Here is a 15922-nt window from a genome sequence, read left to right as displayed (position 1 = left end):
CACGGGTCCGGGACCTGCTCACGAGGTGGGTGTCAGCGGGACACCGGCATCCGCGGCGTCGTCGAACATGTCGTCGATGACCACCACCGTCCGCCCGGCGCGGGCCAGCAGCGACGCGGCCGCGGTGGCGCGGTAGCCGCTGCCGCAGTGCACCCACACCGCGCCGTCGGGCACCTCGGCGAGCCGGGCGTCCAGCTCGGGCAGCGGGACGTGCACCGCGCCGCGGACGTGCGAGGCGGCCCACTCGGTGCCCAGCCGGACGTCGAGGACCACCTGAGCGGGCGGCAGGTCCGCGACCCGCCGACCGGACAGCTCCGCGGCCAGGTCGGCGAAACTCGCGCTCGGCAACCCAGCCAGCTGGGCCGCGTCGGCCAGGTCCCCGGGCTCACCGGTGGCGGCGGCCACGACGTGGTCGACGCCGATACGGACCAGCTCACGCTGGGCCTGCGCGACCTGCGCGCGGTCCTCACCGAGCAGGGTGATCGGTGCGTCGTGGGGGGCCATCCAGCCCAGCCAGGTCGCCATCGGCCCGTCCAGGCCGAGGCTCACCGTTCCGGTGAGGTGCGAGTCGAGGTAGGCCTTGCGGTGGCGCAGGTCGACCACCCACTCCCCGTCGGCCAGGCGGCGCGCCAGCTCGGCCGGGTCGGCGATGGTCGGCGGGCGCAGGTCGACCGGCGCCGGTCCGGCGGTGTTGAGCGCGCCCATGTGCGCGTAGTAGGCGGGGTAGGCACCCAACCCGGCCAGCGTGTGGCGGACGAACTCGTCGCGGGCCAACCGCAACACGGGATTGACCTCCTTCTCGTGCCCGACCGTGGAGTCGTTGCCCGAGGCGGGGCTGGCGGTGCAGAAGCTGCCGAACCCGTGGGTCGGCCACACCTGCGCCCCGTCGGGCAACACGTCGGCCATCGACGCGGCCGAAGCATGCTGGGCCCGAGCCAGCGCCTCCGCGTGCTCGTCACCCAGCAGGTCGGTACGCCCGGTGGTGCCGTAGAGCAGCGACCCGCCGGTGAACACCCCCTGCGGCCCGTCCGGGCCCTCCAGCACGTAGGACAGGTGATGGAAGGTGTGCCCCGGGGTGGCCAGCACCCGCAGCCGCAGCCGCGGCGAGGCCTCCAGCACGTCACCGTCGACCACGCCGGTGCGGGCGAACGCCAGATCGTCGCGCGCCGACATCACATAGGCCGCGCCGGTGAGGCGGGCGAGCTCCAGCCCGCCGGAGACGTAGTCGTTGTGCACGTGGGTCTCCACGACGTGCGAGATCCGCACCCCGAGCCGCCCGGCCAGGGCCAGGACCCGGTCCACGTCTCGCTGCGGGTCGACCACCACCGCCACCTCCCCGTCGGTGGCCAGGTAGCTGCGGTCACCCAGCGAGGACGTTTCGATCACGTTGACGTCGATCACGACAGATCTCCTTCGTTTCGTCGGTTCGATCGGACTGGCGGGGCGCTCATCGGGCCCCGGTGTCCACCGGGCGCCCGGAGCTGATCCAGCCGGCGGTCCCGCCGGCCACCGACACCGGCTGCGCGCCGGCAGCGGCCAGCGCCTGCGCCGCCTGGGCGCTGCGACCCCCGGACTGACAGATCACGTACAACTCCTGCCCGGCATAGCGGCCCGGATCGGTGATCACCCGCTCCAGCGGCATGTTCACCGCCCCAGGTACGTGGCCCGACACGAACTCCTCATGGGAGCGCACATCCACCACGGCCATGTCCTCACGACGTCCCGCCGCGAACTGCTCCACGTCCATCTCGCGCATCGACACGATGCAACACCTCCTGGTCACGGATACCCGGTGGGGTATCCAGGAAACACACTTCTGCCTTGGCTGCTACCCACGGCTACGCCACGGGAGGTCGGGGCTCGCGGATCAGGCCAGCGACAGGAACAGCTTCTCCAGCTCGTCCTCGGTCATCGGCGGCTGCTCACCCCGGTCCCGGGCCGCCTGGCAGTGCCGCATCCCACTCGCGACGATCTTGAAACCCGCCCGGTCCAGAGCACGGGAGACCGCGGCCAGCTGGGTCAGCACCTCCGCGCAGTCCCCACCCCCCTCGATCGCCCGGATCACGCCGGCCAGTTGGCCCTGCGCGCGTCGCAACCGGACCAGAGCGTCGCCCACCAGGGCGGGAGTCATCTCCATGTCGCCACCTCCACTCTCACCAACATACCCCCGGGTGTATCTGTTCCGGGTCGCACCTCGTGCGTGCGCGGTTGGGGGTGTGTGTCGGGAAATGATCGTTCGCGAGACACTCGCGGAGCAGGTCGGTTCCTGCAGGTCGCGTTTGTAACGGAACCCGTGTCCGCGCCTGCGTAACGCATTCGCGGGTTCGCGATACGGTGCGGGTGTGCGCATCGGCTACGCCCGGGTCTCGACCCGTGACCAGCATCCCGAAGCTCAGCACGACGCGCTGCGCGCGGCTGGCTGCGAGCAGGTGTTCGTCGACCGGGCCTCGGGCAAGCTCGCGCGCCGTCCGGAGCTCGATCAGGCGCTGCTCGTCGTACGGGCCGGTGACCAGCTGGTGGTGACCAAGCTGGACCGGTTGGGCCGTTCGCTGGAGCACCTGATCGAGCTGGCCCGCACGCTGCAGCAGCGTGGTGTCGATCTGGTGGTGCTCGATCAGGGTGTGGATACCTCCACCGCGGTCGGGCGGATGTTTTTCCAGGTGCTCGGCGCGATCGCCGAGTTCGAGGCCAGCCTGCTCTCCGAACGGACCAAGGACGGCCTGGAGGCCGCGCGTGCTCGCGGGCGTACCGGTGGGCAGAAACCGAAGCTCGGGGCGCGCCAGGCGCACCTGGCACGGCTGATGTACGAGGAAACCGGTGCGGACGGGCGGCGCCGCTACACCGTGGCCCAGATCGCTGCCGAGTTCGGGGTCAGCCGGCCCACGATCTACCGCTACCTGGGCAAACCGTCCGATACGCCCGTGCAGCAGAGTGGTCGGGTGTAGCGGTGCGGCGGCAGAGTTCGGCGTATCCGGGGCGCGTGGAGATGCGTTGTTCGGGGTGCGGGCAGGCGCCGGGGAACCCGATCGAGCGCGCGGAGGTGTCGATGACCTGGCTGCTGCTGGACGCCACGGAGTCGATGGAGGCGGAGTCGATGGGGCTGGTCGAGCGGCGGTTCTGCCGTGGCTGCGTGCCGGCTGGTCCGGTCGCTGACCTCGCATGTGTGCGGTGCGGGGACGGACCCCTGCTGGGCGGAGAGTTGGCGGCCGCCGCGGACGGCGACGATCGGATATCGCCGATGGTGCAGGCCTGGATGAGTAGCGCCGGGTGGCGGCTGTCGGGGCCGGTGTGCCCGGACTGCGTCGGTGAACTGGCGCGATGACTCGGGTGGACCCGCATGCCAAGGCGCTGCTGGTGGCGCGGCTGCGGGAACGCCGGCGAGCAGGTGAGCCGATCGGTGACGAGGTCCGTCGCGTCGCTGGAGAGCTCGGGGTGGGCGCGCGGACGGTGTGGCGCTGGGTCGCGGAGTTCACCGACACCGACCAGGAGAGCAGGTCGGATCGCTACGAACTGACCGACGCGGATGTGGACGCGTTCACGCGGTGGCAGGGCAATGTCGCGGCGGCGCACCGCGAGCTGCACGCCGGTCGTCCGGGCGGGTTGTCGGTGCGCCGGCTGCAGCGCGCGTTCGCCGCGCAGCTGACTCCGGGCCAGCGGGCCGGGCTGGTGGACGGTGCGGAGGGGCGACGCCGCTACGAGGTGTATCTGCGGTGGGCGCCGCCGGCGCGCAACGCGATGTGGGAGGGCGACCACGTCGAGCTGCCGGTGCTGGTGCTCGCGCCGCGGTCCCAGCGGCCGGTCAAGCCGTGGGCGACGGTGTTCATCGACGGCTTCTCGCGGCTGGTGATGGGGTGGGCGATCTCGCTGCGGCCCAACTCGGGGACCGTGCTGGCCGCGCTGCGCGGCGGGATCGTGATCGACCCGGCGCGCGGCCCGTTCGGCGGTGTCCCGGCGGTGCTGCGTACCGATCACGGGTTGGAGTTCACCGCGGCCGCGCTGCGCCGCTCGTGCGCGGCTCTCGGGGTGGAGCTGGTGCCGGCCCCGGCCTACACCCCGCACTTGAAGGGCAAGGTGGAGAGGTGGAACCGGACGCTGGTGCAGGAGTTCCTGTCCGGGTTGCCGTTCTACACCGGCGGGCCGCGCGCGGCCGACGGCACGCTGCTCGGCCCGGACTCCGACCCGATGACGCTCGGGTTGTTTGTGGACCGGCTCGCCGCCTGGGTCGCCGACTACAACATCAGCCGGGTGCACTCCGCGCTGGGTGGCACCCCGCTGCAGCGCTGGGCCCAGGACGCGACCCCCCTGCGGGAGATCCCGGCCGAGGCGCTGCGTTGGATGCTGCTGGCCGATCGGGAACGCACGGTCAACCGTGACGGTGTGCATCACGACGGGGTCCGGTTCCTGGCCCCGGAGCTCAACGGCCTGGTCGGCGAACGGGTCCAGATCCGCTACATGCCCCACGACCTGCGCAGCATCGAGGTGTTCCGCGGTGATGTGTGGTTGGCGACCGCGTTCGCGCAGGACACGCTGACCGACGAGCAACGCGCGGCGGTGCTCGAGCGACGCCGCGCGGACGCCGCCGAGCTCGGGCGCCGCCATCGCCGGGCGAGCCGTCGGGCCCGCGCCCAGCTGGCCCCGATCACCGAGCCAGGCCCGGTCACCGACACCACTGTCATCACTGCTGCGTCCGCGCGTGCCGACCGCCGCGAGCCGACGCGCGGCCGGGCCGGTGCGGGGCGTCGCGACGATGAGGCGCTGCGCCGGATGGCGCGTACCAGCCTGCTCGACCTGAAAACCGACTTCGCGTTCTGGAACCCCGACATCGCCACCCCTGCCACTGCTGCCACCTCGACCGACCTCGATGACCTGGCCGCCCCCGCCCCCGCCGCGGCCGTCGAGCCCGTCGACCCGGCCGAGCCGACAGAGAGCGAGAGCCGCTGATGGGTCACCACTTCCTGGACATCGCCGGGGCGCGCACGCTGCCCACCCCGGGTCTGGTCGCGACCGATCAGGCCGTGGAGCACGTCGTGGCGGCGTCTGCGATGGGCGTGGTGCACGGCCCGGCGGGGCTGGGCAAGAGCTACGCGGTCGAGCGGGCCCTGGCCCGCCACGCCGGGGTGGCGGTGTCGTGGGTGGAGTTCCCGTCCCGGCCGACGATGCGCCTGGTCGCGGCCACTCTGTTCGAGCAGCTCACCCGCGACCCGGCCGGGCGGCGCAGCCGGTTCGTGCTCACCGACGAGCTGCTCGAGTCCCTCGGGCGCGGCCCGCGGGCGGTGGTGGTCGATGAGGCGCAGCGGTTGACCAAGGACTGCATCGAGTTCCTGCGCTACCTCCACGACGACCGGCGGACCCGGTTCGCGCTGCTGCTGGTCGGCGGCGATGACGCCTGGTCGGTGCTCTCCCGCGAGCCGATGCTGCGTTCGAGGGTCTACCGTCGCGTGGCGCTGGACCCGCTGACCGCGCCGCAGGTGTGCGAGCTGATGGGCTCGTTCCACCCGATCTACGACGGCGCGGACCGCGAGCTGCTGGCGCTGATCGACGACCACGTCGGACACGGGAACCTGCGGCACTGGGCCGCGTTCACCCACACCGCCGCCGACCTGTGCGCCCGGGCTGCGCGCGACCGGATCGACGAGGAGATCGTGCACAACGCCTTCGCCGTTCACGGCGGCGTCGTCGACGTCGGTGGTGGCGGGGTCACCACCAGCGCGCCAGCGTGAGCTTCGCCGCGGCAGCCGTGGCAGCGCCGGCCGTCGTCGCGGCCGTGCCCGGCGGTGCGACCGAGCCCGTCGCCGCCGACCGCCCTCGGGTGTCCTGGGCACTCGACCCGCGCGACGACACCGCCTGCATGCGCGGGCTGCAAGATCTCCACGACCTGGCGGCCGGGCAGGTGGTGTGTCATCCGCGGCCCGGCGCGACCTGGCCGGCGCTGGTCGAGGACCTGCTCCGAGCGCTGGGCAAGCACCCGCAGGCGCTGACACGGGAACGCTGCACCCGCCACGGCCCACACCTGCTGCGGGTGTGGCTGCGCGCCGAACAGATCCGCCACCTGGTCGTGCTGCGCGCACACCGACTCTGTCCGACCGTTCTGGCCCGGCTGGTCGAACTCGCCGCGGACGCGGACGTCACGCTGTGGCCGGTCTGGCACCACCGCGACACTGCGCCGCTGCCCCACCCGCGCACCGGGTGGGCAGCTGTGGTGGACGCGCTGCTCGCCGATACGGCCGCCGCTCCGTGCCCACCGACCGGGCACGCGGTGTACGTCGCGGCGTTCGCCGCGGCCAGGCAGGAGGCCCGCACCTGGCGCCCCGACGGACACCGGCTCGGGTGGAGACTCCCGCCCACGTCGCACGCCTGGCCGGGCTGCGACGTCGGCGCGCTGCTGCAACGCCTGACCATCGACGCCGCCACCCCAGCGGAGCTCCGAATCCGGCTACGCGCTGCCCAGGACGGCTTCGCCAGCGAACACCGGCAGCTGACCCTGCCCGAGCTGAACCCGGCCACCCTCGCCGTCCTCGGGCCGCGGTTCGACCCGGCCACGATCACCCAGCTGCGCCAGCTCGTCTGTCCGGTCACCGCCGCCGCGGTAGTGCTTGCACTGGCCACCGACGCAGCATCACGATTCCTCGCCCACCACCGCCACAGCGCGGACACCGAGCAGATCACCCTGCTCGCCGGGCAGTACCGCATCCCGTCCGCAGCCCGGCCACTGCTGCGGGCCGCAATCGAGACCCACGACAACCCGGGGCCTGGACAGCTGCTGTTCGGCCAACCCGGCGACCTCCACCTCAGCGTTCAACGTCTCGCACACCGCGTCGCCCGCGGCTGCACCCTTACCGGGACCAGGCCGCCCCCGGCGGCCCGGCCGCTCTACGGCTACCACCCCGCCGCGCCGTTCGCCGCAGCCGTCGCCCAGACGGCCAGCGTCACCAACCTCTGACGCCCGGACGATGATCCACTTCCGTGCCATTTAGCTGTCGCCGCGTGCCACTTATCTGTCGTCTGCCAGTGCCACTTCAGCGTCGTTCAACAGCAGCTATCCGTTCTCCCTTCCTCTTGGTTCTACCAACCGTTTGGTGGTTTCTGCTTTTCTTGTCTTGAGCTGCTGCTGACTTCTCCAACGCCTCACACCTATGCATCAAATGATCTTGCCGGATGCGGTGCTGGTCGCGTAGCGTTCTCGCCATGGGCGTCGTGCGGGTCACTGCGATGGCGCCCGGGTCTGTCGAGTACCTGCTCCACGGGTGCGATTCGCGCCCCGAACAGAGCTACGAGCACGGTTCAGAACAGGGTGTCGAGAACGCCGGGGATGGCTTTCAGCGGATCCCCGGGGCGGCCGAGTATCTGACCTCTGCGGCCGAGCGCGGCGAGCCCGACGGCGTCTGGTTCGGTGCCGGTTTCGAGGCTCTCGGACTGCCGTTCGCGGCCGGCGACACGGCTGCAGCGGATGACGTTCGGGCGGTGTTCGGGCAGCTGCGTTATCCAGAGCACGTGCTCGCGGGGTCGACCGAGAAGACGCCGGTCTACCTCGGTTCGAAGCCGCGGAAGTTCCGCACGGCAGCCCAGATCGTGGCCGACGCACTCAAGGAAGAACCGACCGCGTCGGCGGAGCGGCGATTCGAGATCGAGACGGCGGCGACCCGCAACACCCGGACTCCGACGGCCTACTACGACGTGACGTTCTCGCCGGTGAAGTCGGTGTCGATGTACTACACGGCGTTGCTCGCCGCGGGCGACAACGACGGCGCGGAGACGGTCCGCTGGGCGCACGACGAGGCGGTGCGGATCGCGTTGTCGTCGGTGCAGTCCGACGTGGCGTATGTCCGCTCGGGCCGCCACGAGGGCCGGGGCCCGTCGGGGCGGACAGTGGGTCAGTGGGAGGCGGCCACGGGCCTGGCCGCCGTGGTCTATGGCCACCACACCAACCGTGACGGTGAGCCCCAGCTGCACTCGCACGCCGGGGTGCTCAACCGTGCCGCGACCGCCGATGGGCGGGTGCTCGCGCTGGATGGGCAGGCGTTCCGGCCGGTGAAGGAGGCGCTGTCGGCGGCCTACACGCGGGCATACCAGCAGCTGCTGACCGAGCGAATGGGGGTGCTGTTCCAGCTGCGGCCTGACGGGCTGGCGCGGGAGATCGCCGGGTTCGACCCGGAGCTGTTGGCACAGGCGAGCACCCGCACCTTGGAGCGTGTCCGCCCGGCGGTCGCGGAGCTGGTGGAGGCGTACACAGCCCGGCACGGGCGGGCCCCGGGGCCGCGGGCGCGGCGGGCGTTGGTGGAACAGGCGGTCAAGGGCACCCGCGAACCGAAGCGGGGTCTGGCCGGCCCGGCCGCGGTACTGGCGTGGACGACCGGACAGCCGGGGCGGGTGGGCAGGCTCGCGGCCGCACTGGACGCGGTCGACGAGGTGGTGATGACCGCGGCGGCCAACGGCACCCATCCGGTGTTCGCACATGGTGACCAGGCACAGGCCATCGACGGACGCGAGGCTGCGCTTGAGGTCCTGGCGGTCATCGGCGCCGGCCGAGCGGTGTCCGGCCACAACACGCCTGTCGGGGAGGGCGCGGCCACGCTCGCGGGGGCAGTGGCCATCGCTATCGAGGCCGGAGTGGCCGATGTCCAGAGCCGGTATGCGACGTGGACGGTCGGAAACCTGACCGCGGCCATCGACGACCACCTCGGCGACCACGCGGCCGCGCTCGGGGTGGCGGCGGCCGCCCGTCCGGCGTTCATGGCCACCCTCACCGAGGCGGTGCTGGCCGCACCCGGTCAGTTCGGGATCGTGCAGGTCTCCGCGTCCGATCCGGTGCCGGTCCCGGACGAGCTGCGCCGCCTCGGCGCCAGTGGTGACGGCCGATCGATGTTCCGCGCCCACATCGACGAGCGCTACGCGACCACCGCGGCGGTCACCGCCGAAGAGCGGCTGCTGGGCTACAGCCGCACCGACAGCCTCATCCCGCTTCCGGCCGCGCGGCTCGCCGAACTCGGGGGAGCACTCGGTGCTGGGAAGCTGTCCCCAGACCAGGCTGCGGTGATTTCCGGGGTGCTGGGGTCCGCGCGGACAGTGGACGTCCTGGTCGGGCCGGCGGGCACCGGGAAGTCGCACACCGTCGGGGCCCTGGCGACCGTGTGGGCGGGTGAGCAAGGTGGCCGAGTGCTGGGCTTGGCGACCGCGGAGATGGCCGCGCGCAACCTGGCCGAGCTCGGCCTAGAGGGGATGAACACCGCACAGTGGCGGCAGCGGTTCCTACCCGACCCGACCACCGGCGAGGTTTGTGATCGGCTCCGCGCCGGGGACCTGGTGATCGTCGACGAGGCCGGCATGAGTACCACCGCCGAGCTGACCGAGATCAGTGACGCTGCCGCGGCGGCCGGGGCCAAGGTGCTGCTGGTCGGCGATCACCACCAGCTCCAGCCGGTCGGCGCAGGCGGCATGTTCGCTCACCTCGCCGCCCAGGCCGGCGTGCTCGAGCTGGACACAGTGCACCGGTTCCGCCACGCCTGGGAGGCCGAGGCGTCGCTGCAGCTTCGGGTGGGCGACGTCGCAGCCGTCGCGGCATACGCCGACCGGGGGCGGTTGCGGACGGGCACGGTGAAGGAGATGAGCGAGCACGCCGTGCGCGGGCACATGGCCGACATGATCGAGGGCAAGGACGCCCTGCTCATCGTCGGCACCAACCGAACTGCGGCGGAGATGTCGAAACAGGTCCACGAGACCCTCGTTGATCTCGGGCGCGTATCGCCCGATGTCCTGGCGATAGTGAACCGCGGGGGTGTCGAGAACAAGATTGGGGTCGGGGACCTGATCCAAGCGACCCGCAACGACCGGCGACTGCGCGTGGACCCCGCGCCTGGTGGGACCGTTGGCGAGGTCCTGAACAAGGAGCGTTACACCGTCATCGGCCTGAGCCCCGCCGGCGCGATCCTGGCCCGAGACCAGCGCGGCGCGGTCGCACATCTGACCCCCGAGTACGTCAAGAAGCACGTCATCCTCGGCTACGCCGTCACCGCCTACGCGGCCCAAGGCGTGACCGTCGATGTCGGGCGGGGCCTGCTCGACCGCGACGCGACCCGCGAGTCGGTGTATGTGCCGATCAGCCGCGGGAGGGAGACCAACCTGCTCTACATGGTCACCGAGCAGGCCCCGGACGGTCACGACCAGCGGCGCATCGAGGACACACCCGCCCAGCGGCTCACCGACATCCTCGCGCGCACAGAGGTCGCGGAAGCGGCGCTGACCGTGCGCGAGGTCGCCGAGCACGACACTGCCTCGTTCGAGACTCTAGGTGCCCTGATCAACCAGGTCAGCATGCGTGCCTCCGGCGGCCGCAACGCCGAAATCCTCACGGAACTGCTCACCGACGAGCAGATGGAACGCCTGCAGGGCGAGGACGCCTACGGACGCATGCTGGCCACCGTCTACGCCGCCGAACTCGACGGACACGACCCGCGCGCACTGCTCATCGAGGCCGTCGCGCGTCGCGGGTTCGACGACGCCGAGTCCATCGCGAAGGTTCTGCACTGGCGCGTCGGAGAGCTCACTGCCGACCGCGCACCGGAGAACGGAACTGCCGAGCCGGAGCACGACTGGACCGCGGTCGCCGACACCCTGGCTCCCGGCCCCGTCCGCGACTACCTCCACCAGCTCGGGGAACTGGCCACCGACCGGCAGCGCGAACTCGGCACCCAGATCGCTCTCGACCCGCCGCAGTGGGCGCTCGACCGGCTCCCTGCTGTCCCCGGCCAGGACGACACCGACGCCCGCCGCGCATGGGAGCACCGCGCCGGAGTGGTCGCGGCGTACCGGGAGTACCGCGGCATCCCCGAGCACCAGTCCTCCCTTGGGCAGGCGCCCCCGACCCAGCAGCCTTTCGCCTACGCGCTGTGGCGCGAAGCCACCGAAGCTCTCGACCCGGACCCGACCGCGCTGGCCTGGCAGCACAAGACCGACAGCGAGCTCTACCAGGCCCGCGAAGCCTGGGCGCTCGCGTTGTATCACGCCGATGAGTACGGGCCCCGCGCCGTCGGTGAGGACTTGGCCGCGACCCAGCGGCTGGCCACCGAGATCAACGACGACGCCGTGCTCACCGCAGCCGAAGCAGACGCCACAGCCGACGGACCCGGCCGAGACGATCTGCTCGCGGCCGCCGACCGCTATCGCGCCCTCGCACAGGCCTACAACGCCCAAGCGACCGACCTGGCCGAGGAGTACGAGGCCCGGCAGCAGTGGTGGGACGACGTCGCTCCGCTGCGCGAGGCCGACCAGGCCGCGGCCGGGGAACTGGAACGACGCCAGCTTCCCGCCTGGCGCGACACCCCGACACCGGCGGCTGGGGAACAACTCATCCTGTCCACCGATGTCCCAGAGCCCGCCGCGGCCGCAGAGCCCGAGAGCAGCCCAGCTGCCGCGCAGTCGAGTGTCGAGCATGAGGGTCCGGGCGCGAACTCGGAGTCGGCGCCGGCCCCGGACCTCGGGCACTCCGACGACTCTCCTACGGTCGAACCGGACGTGCAGGAGCCGCGCGCGAGCGCGACACCCGAGGCAACCCAGGAGGAACCCTCCGCCGACAACGGCGCCCGCCACATCGGCGAGCGCGACCCGGGCGCGGCACGCGACGCAGTGGATGATCTACGCCGCGTGACCCGCGAGTCGCAGCTCCGAGAGCTGCACCAGCAGGCCCGTGTCCAGAACGACCAGCACCACCAGGACCGCGACCCCGACACCGGCTATGCCGAACGGGCCCACCGCGACCAGCTCGCCATCGAGAACGAACGCCACCAGCACCACAGTGGCCAGGCCGAACAGAGCCACGAACAAGGCCATGAGTACGGCGCGGACTACGACCCCTACGACACCGATTACGGCTACGACGACTAACCCAACCGGCCCTCCCGGCGGCCCGACGAAAAGCCAGGAGCCTCCGCACAAGAGCGCGGAGGCTCCCCGCGGGGGTGTCCCGCCCCACCCCAGCAGCCTGCCCGGTCGATACTTCCCGGACGCGGTGGAACAGCGGCGGCAGTTGCCGCGCAGACGGGCTCCGGTCAGCGCGACCGCGGTGAAACCGCCGCATCACCGAGCAACTCGGCGTACCGCTCCATCAGCGTCGGCGGCGACGGCTCGGGCTCGGACTCCCGCCGCTCCAGCTCCGCGCGCAGAAACCCCTCCTGCTCTGCAGCAACACGCAGGCTCTCCTCGTCGGCTACAACACGCACACCCTGGACCTCCCACGGCCCGAGACACACCCCACGGACAGCCGAAGGATCGACGTGCTCGTGCCACGGCGGATCCACGATCTCCTCGACCGTGGCCGTCGGGCCTGGATCACCCCAGGTAACACCGAACTCGCGCTCCGCGAGCTCTCGCACGTCGGCGTTGTGGAAGCTGTGGGCAAGGCCGAAGACACCCCGCTCGATCTGCGGGACGTAGACAGGGAAACGCTCCCCCGTGGCCAGCACGCAAGCTGTCGACCCGATGTAGACGTGACAGTGCCACCGCGTCGCGTCGATCCCCGGCACCGCAGCCTCCACCACGGCCGCCAACTCCAGACGCGCCGGGCGACCGACATCCGGTCTCGCGGGATCAGCCGCGTAGCCACACGCCTCCTGCACACGGCGCAGAACCTGGTCCTGCACCAGCTGGGTGTAGGCCGTCCCCCACGCCGCGACGTCCTCGTCCAAGCCGGCTCTGGCCATGCCGTCGAGCATCGCCGAGAGCGAGAGAGGAATGCGGAACTGCACCTCATGTGAGTCAGCTGGCGGCGACGCATGGGCGTCACCGACATCGAGGAGCGGTGCCGGTGCGACATGGGTATCGCCAAAACGACCACGAATCATCCTGGCCTCCTACCCCGCCCCTGGTCCCGATGTCGCTGCAAGTGCAGGTGGGGCCCTCCCTTAGCCTAAGGGAAGTTCTTCGGTCAGAGTTCTGCACCAGCCAGTTGGTTGGGCTTTTAGCCGGAAAGGCTCGATAGTCACTAAAGTGACAGTATATCGCAAATAGCCTGGTCCAGGTGGTGGGTCGAGCGGTTGCGCCAAGATCCAGCGAGGCTTGCAGCTGAGCGGGGTGTGCAGCTGGCGCCGCCAGCGGGCGGGGGAAGTGCAGAGCATGAGACCTACGGTCAGCGCGCTAAGAGCACGGCGGGGAGTCGTTGCAACAGTGGTAGGGCTGGCAGTAAATAGTCATCAGGGATGGAGGTCCTTTCACCTGACCGATGCCGGACCTCGGTCAGGTCTGCACCGCTGTCGAAGCGGGAGGGTCGGGCTGCAGCATCTAGCTCGCCCTCGAAGCCGTCGCCGCTCCAGGAATCTCGGCTCGGGGCGAAGTCGCGACCGTGCAGGATGGGGTAAACGCCGTTTACAGGCCTCGGGCTGCGAAGCCGACACTGACTCGATCAGCTGTCGGCGCTGGTCTGGGGGCGGTCGTCCTTGTCCCTGCGCCCACCATTGCAGAGACGGGATCTTAGTTCCGATCGACATGGCTTGATCAGTTCGGTCTCGATCAGCTTGATCGTGGACTCAGCCACGGCGTTGTCGTAGGCGTCGCCGACCGACCCGACCGAGGGTGCCGCTCCAGCCGCGGCGCGGCGTTCGGTGTAGGCGATGGACCGGTGTTGAGACCCGGCGTCGGAGTGGGCGATGATCCCAGGCAGGTCGTCGTGGCTGTCCTGTGCGCGGATCCATACCGCTTGCTCGAGTGCGTCGAGCACAAGCTCGGTGCGCGTCGAGGTGCCTGCGCGCCAGCCTAGGATCCGTCGCGAGTACGCGTCGATGACGAACGCGACGTAGACCATCCCGGACCAGGGTGGGGACGTAGGCGAAGTCAGCGATCGGCAACCGGTCGGGCGCTGCCGGTCGCACGGGCGCCCGACTAAGAGGTCATTGCAGAAGTCCGGGAGCGGGTACCGGGCGCTCCCAGGGGCGGTGGGAGCATCGCGGGCATGGCGAGGCCTCGGGTGACGACGAAGACGAAGATCTTCCGGATCGAGATCGTGCTGGTCGATGTCGAACCGACCGTGCGGCGGGTGGTCGAGGTCCCGGGTGAGGCCAGTCTCGCGGTCCTGCACGAGGTCGTGCAGGACGCGATGGGCTGGACCAACTCCCACCTGCACGAGTTCGAGATCGACGCTGTGCGCTATGGGATGCCTGATCCGGACTGGGACTCCGGCACGCTCGACGAGGCCAAGACGAAGCTGTTCCGGGTGCTGGCCGCCGGGCAGGACGCGGGCTATGTCTACGACTTCGGCGACAACTGGCACCACGTCCTGACCGTCGACGCAGTCACCACTCCAGAGCCTGGGGTGCGCTACCCGCGCTGTGTCGAGGGGCAGGGTGCATGTCCACCCGAGGACGTGGGCGGGGTGTTCGGCTACCCGGAGTTCGTCGACGCGCTCGCCGATCCCGATCATGCTGAGCACGCCGAGCGGGTCGAGTGGTGGGGCTCGGACCAGTTCGATCCGCACCATTTCGACCTCGCCGGCACCGACCGAGTGCTGGAGCGGTTGGCCTGGTCGCCGCTGGCCGGGTCGAGCGCGACGGCGCGGTCCTGATCCACCGCGAGGGGTCGTTCAGGGCAGACGGCGCAAGCAGATCAACGCGCACGCCAGCTTCAGCAAGGCCTCGATGCTGGTGCGGGAGCGTTCGTAGCGCAGCCCGAGCCGCCGGAACGACAGCAGCCAGGCCATCGTGCGCTCCACGACCCACCGGACCCGGCCGAGCCGGGCCGAGTCTTCGACTCCGCGGCGAGCGATCCGCACCCCGATCCCGCGCCCGGAGAGGTAGCGCCGACACCGTGGGTAGTCGTAGCCCTTGTCGGCGTGCAGCTTGCCGGGACGCCGCCGCGGGCGTCCGGCCTGGCCGCACCGTTCGCGGACGCCGGGATTGGTGTCGAGCAGCTCGGCCAGCATCCGGCTGTCGTGGGTGTTCGCGCCGGACACGACCGCGTGCAGCGGCAGGCCGTTGCGGTCGCAGAGCACGTGGTACTTCGACCCGGCCTTCCCACGGTCGGTCGGCGAGGGCCCTGTCTGTTCGCCGCGGCGCTTGGCGCGCACGCTGACCGAGTCCACCGCAGCTCGCGACCAGTCCAGAACCCCAGCCTGGCCGAGCCGATCAAGGACCACTCGGTGCAGCTCACCCCAGACCCCCGCCCGCTGCCAGTCGCGTAGCTGTCGCCAGCAGGTGGTCCCTGATCCACAGCCCAACTCGGGCGGCAGGTCGTTCCAGCCGATCCCCGTGGCCAGCACGAACACGATCCCCGCCAGCGCGGCCCGGTCCGGTACCGGTGGCCGGCCCGTCCGCGCGCCTCGCCGACGTGGCCGAGGCCGGGGAAGCAGCGGCTCAACCAGCTCCCACAGCTCGTCGGTGACCAGTCGTTCGACCGTCGATGCCCTTGCCATCGACCCCGAGCATCACCCGACCAGATCCATCTACATAGGACCGACACACCCCGACTTCTGCAACGACCTCTAAGTCCGCCGCCCGGGGCCCGGGCGCTGGCGATCGTGGTCCGGATCCGGCGGTCGCGGCGCACCCCGACTAGCCCGGCTTCGCGCACCAGCCGCTCGACCGTGCAGCGAGCGATCTCGGCTCCCTCGCGGTATAGCTGAGCCCACACCCTCCGCTCCCGATAGACGCCCTAGTTCTCGGCGTGCACCCGCCGGATCTGGGCGGTCAGCCCCCCGGTCGCGCTGCTGTTGGCGAGTCGGCGCTGCGGCCCGGGCGGCGTAGTAAGTCGGCGGGAGGATCGCCGCACCCACCTCGGCGAGCTGGGCACAGGTCGACCCACCGCCGGCCCGCGGTGGTGAACCGCCCCGGCGTGTCCGGAGAGCTATCGGGTTGAGTGCTCTGACTCGGGCTGGCCGATGTGTTGACGGTAGTGCGCGGCCTCCAGCTCGGCCGGGGGCAGGTCCGCGGCAGCGGAGTGCAGC

The 15922-nt window shown here is 71.1% G+C and carries 12 protein-coding genes and 2 pseudogenes; 7 read left to right on the top strand and 7 right to left on the bottom strand.

Annotation, left to right across the window (positions count from 1 at the left end; translation table 11 throughout):
• Positions 1 to 18 precede the first annotated feature (18 nt).
• From NH602_RS03950 to NH602_RS03940, 3 genes are all read right to left on the bottom strand, one after another.
• A complete protein-coding gene (locus tag NH602_RS03950; RefSeq protein ID WP_100877278.1) occupies positions 19 to 1401 on the bottom strand; it encodes an MBL fold metallo-hydrolase in 1383 nt (460 codons plus the stop codon).
• A gap of 46 nt (positions 1402 to 1447) precedes the next feature.
• The gene (locus tag NH602_RS03945) at positions 1448 to 1756 is read right to left on the bottom strand and encodes a rhodanese-like domain-containing protein (RefSeq protein ID WP_253067048.1); all 309 of its coding nucleotides are present in this window, start codon (positions 1754 to 1756) and stop codon (positions 1448 to 1450) included.
• Positions 1757 to 1867: 111 nt separating this feature from the next.
• Positions 1868 to 2137 (bottom strand): metal-sensitive transcriptional regulator, encoded by a 270-nt coding sequence (locus NH602_RS03940; RefSeq protein ID WP_098960089.1) that lies wholly within the window; start codon positions 2135 to 2137, stop codon positions 1868 to 1870.
• A 205-nt stretch (positions 2138 to 2342) separates the two neighbouring features.
• Between NH602_RS03940 and NH602_RS03935 the strand changes: the two genes are divergently transcribed.
• From NH602_RS03935 to mobF, 6 genes are all read left to right on the top strand, one after another.
• Positions 2343 to 2945, top strand: a complete 603-nt coding sequence (locus NH602_RS03935) for a recombinase family protein (RefSeq protein WP_253067045.1) — start codon at positions 2343 to 2345, stop codon at positions 2943 to 2945.
• A 101-nt stretch (positions 2946 to 3046) separates the two neighbouring features.
• Positions 3047 to 3322: a hypothetical protein gene (locus NH602_RS03930; protein ID WP_253067044.1), complete on the top strand. Its 276-nt coding sequence runs from the start codon at positions 3047 to 3049 to the stop codon at positions 3320 to 3322.
• A gap of 5 nt (positions 3323 to 3327) precedes the next feature.
• Positions 3328 to 4941 carry a Mu transposase C-terminal domain-containing protein gene (locus tag NH602_RS03925; protein ID WP_253067043.1) on the top strand — a complete coding sequence of 538 codons (1614 nt, stop codon included), beginning with the start codon at positions 3328 to 3330 and terminating at the stop codon, positions 4939 to 4941.
• Positions 4941 to 5720 carry an ATP-binding protein gene (locus NH602_RS03920; RefSeq protein WP_253067042.1) on the top strand — a complete coding sequence of 260 codons (780 nt, stop codon included), beginning with the start codon at positions 4941 to 4943 and terminating at the stop codon, positions 5718 to 5720. Before NH602_RS03925 ends, NH602_RS03920 begins: the two co-directional genes overlap by 1 nt.
• Positions 5717 to 6940: a hypothetical protein gene (locus tag NH602_RS03915; protein ID WP_253067041.1), complete on the top strand. Its 1224-nt coding sequence runs from the start codon at positions 5717 to 5719 to the stop codon at positions 6938 to 6940. Before NH602_RS03920 ends, NH602_RS03915 begins: the two co-directional genes overlap by 4 nt.
• A 245-nt stretch (positions 6941 to 7185) precedes the next feature.
• Positions 7186 to 11877: a MobF family relaxase gene (gene mobF, locus NH602_RS03910; protein WP_253067040.1), complete on the top strand. Its 4692-nt coding sequence runs from the start codon at positions 7186 to 7188 to the stop codon at positions 11875 to 11877.
• Positions 11878 to 12041: 164 nt separating this feature from the next.
• Here the strand turns inward: mobF and NH602_RS03905 are convergent, their stop codons facing one another.
• Both NH602_RS03905 and NH602_RS03900 read right to left on the bottom strand, forming a co-directional pair.
• Positions 12042 to 12833 (bottom strand): hypothetical protein, encoded by a 792-nt coding sequence (locus NH602_RS03905; RefSeq protein ID WP_253067039.1) that lies wholly within the window; start codon positions 12831 to 12833, stop codon positions 12042 to 12044.
• A 644-nt stretch (positions 12834 to 13477) separates the two neighbouring features.
• Positions 13478 to 13844: pseudogene (locus tag NH602_RS03900) on the bottom strand (DDE-type integrase/transposase/recombinase); the annotation flags it as partial.
• 107 nt (positions 13845 to 13951) lie between these two features.
• Between NH602_RS03900 and NH602_RS03895 the strand changes: the two are divergent.
• Positions 13952 to 14545: a plasmid pRiA4b ORF-3 family protein gene (locus NH602_RS03895; RefSeq protein ID WP_253067038.1), complete on the top strand. Its 594-nt coding sequence runs from the start codon at positions 13952 to 13954 to the stop codon at positions 14543 to 14545.
• Between the two features lie 18 nt (positions 14546 to 14563).
• On the opposite strand, the gene NH602_RS03890 is transcribed toward NH602_RS03895, so the two are convergent.
• Positions 14564 to 15391 carry an IS5 family transposase gene (locus NH602_RS03890; RefSeq protein ID WP_253067037.1) on the bottom strand — a complete coding sequence of 276 codons (828 nt, stop codon included), beginning with the start codon at positions 15389 to 15391 and terminating at the stop codon, positions 14564 to 14566.
• An 83-nt stretch (positions 15392 to 15474) separates the two neighbouring features.
• Positions 15475 to 15627 (bottom strand): annotated as a pseudogene (locus NH602_RS03885) (IS3 family transposase); the annotation flags it as partial.
• Between the last annotated feature and the right edge of the window lie 295 nt (positions 15628 to 15922).

Source organism: Pseudonocardia sp. McavD-2-B, assembly GCF_024124365.1.
In the GTDB taxonomy this organism is placed as follows: Bacteria; Actinomycetota; Actinomycetes; order Mycobacteriales; family Pseudonocardiaceae; genus Pseudonocardia; species Pseudonocardia alni.
The sequence above is the reverse complement of the archived record's forward strand: the minus strand, read 5'-3'. Positions and strand labels throughout refer to the sequence as shown.

Coding starts and splice junctions, on each gene's coding strand:
- NH602_RS03945 (WP_253067048.1), bottom strand. CDS start 1,756: ATGCGCGAGATGGACGTGGAGCAGTTCGCGGCGGGACGTCGTGAGGAC.
- NH602_RS03940 (WP_098960089.1), bottom strand. CDS start 2,137: ATGGAGATGACTCCCGCCCTGGTGGGCGACGCTCTGGTCCGGTTGCGA.
- NH602_RS03930 (WP_253067044.1), top strand. CDS start 3,047: ATGACCTGGCTGCTGCTGGACGCCACGGAGTCGATGGAGGCGGAGTCG.
- NH602_RS03920 (WP_253067042.1), top strand. CDS start 4,941: ATGGGTCACCACTTCCTGGACATCGCCGGGGCGCGCACGCTGCCCACC.
- mobF (WP_253067040.1), top strand. CDS start 7,186: ATGGGCGTCGTGCGGGTCACTGCGATGGCGCCCGGGTCTGTCGAGTAC.
- NH602_RS03905 (WP_253067039.1), bottom strand. CDS start 12,833: ATGATTCGTGGTCGTTTTGGCGATACCCATGTCGCACCGGCACCGCTC.
- NH602_RS03890 (WP_253067037.1), bottom strand. CDS start 15,391: ATGGCAAGGGCATCGACGGTCGAACGACTGGTCACCGACGAGCTGTGG.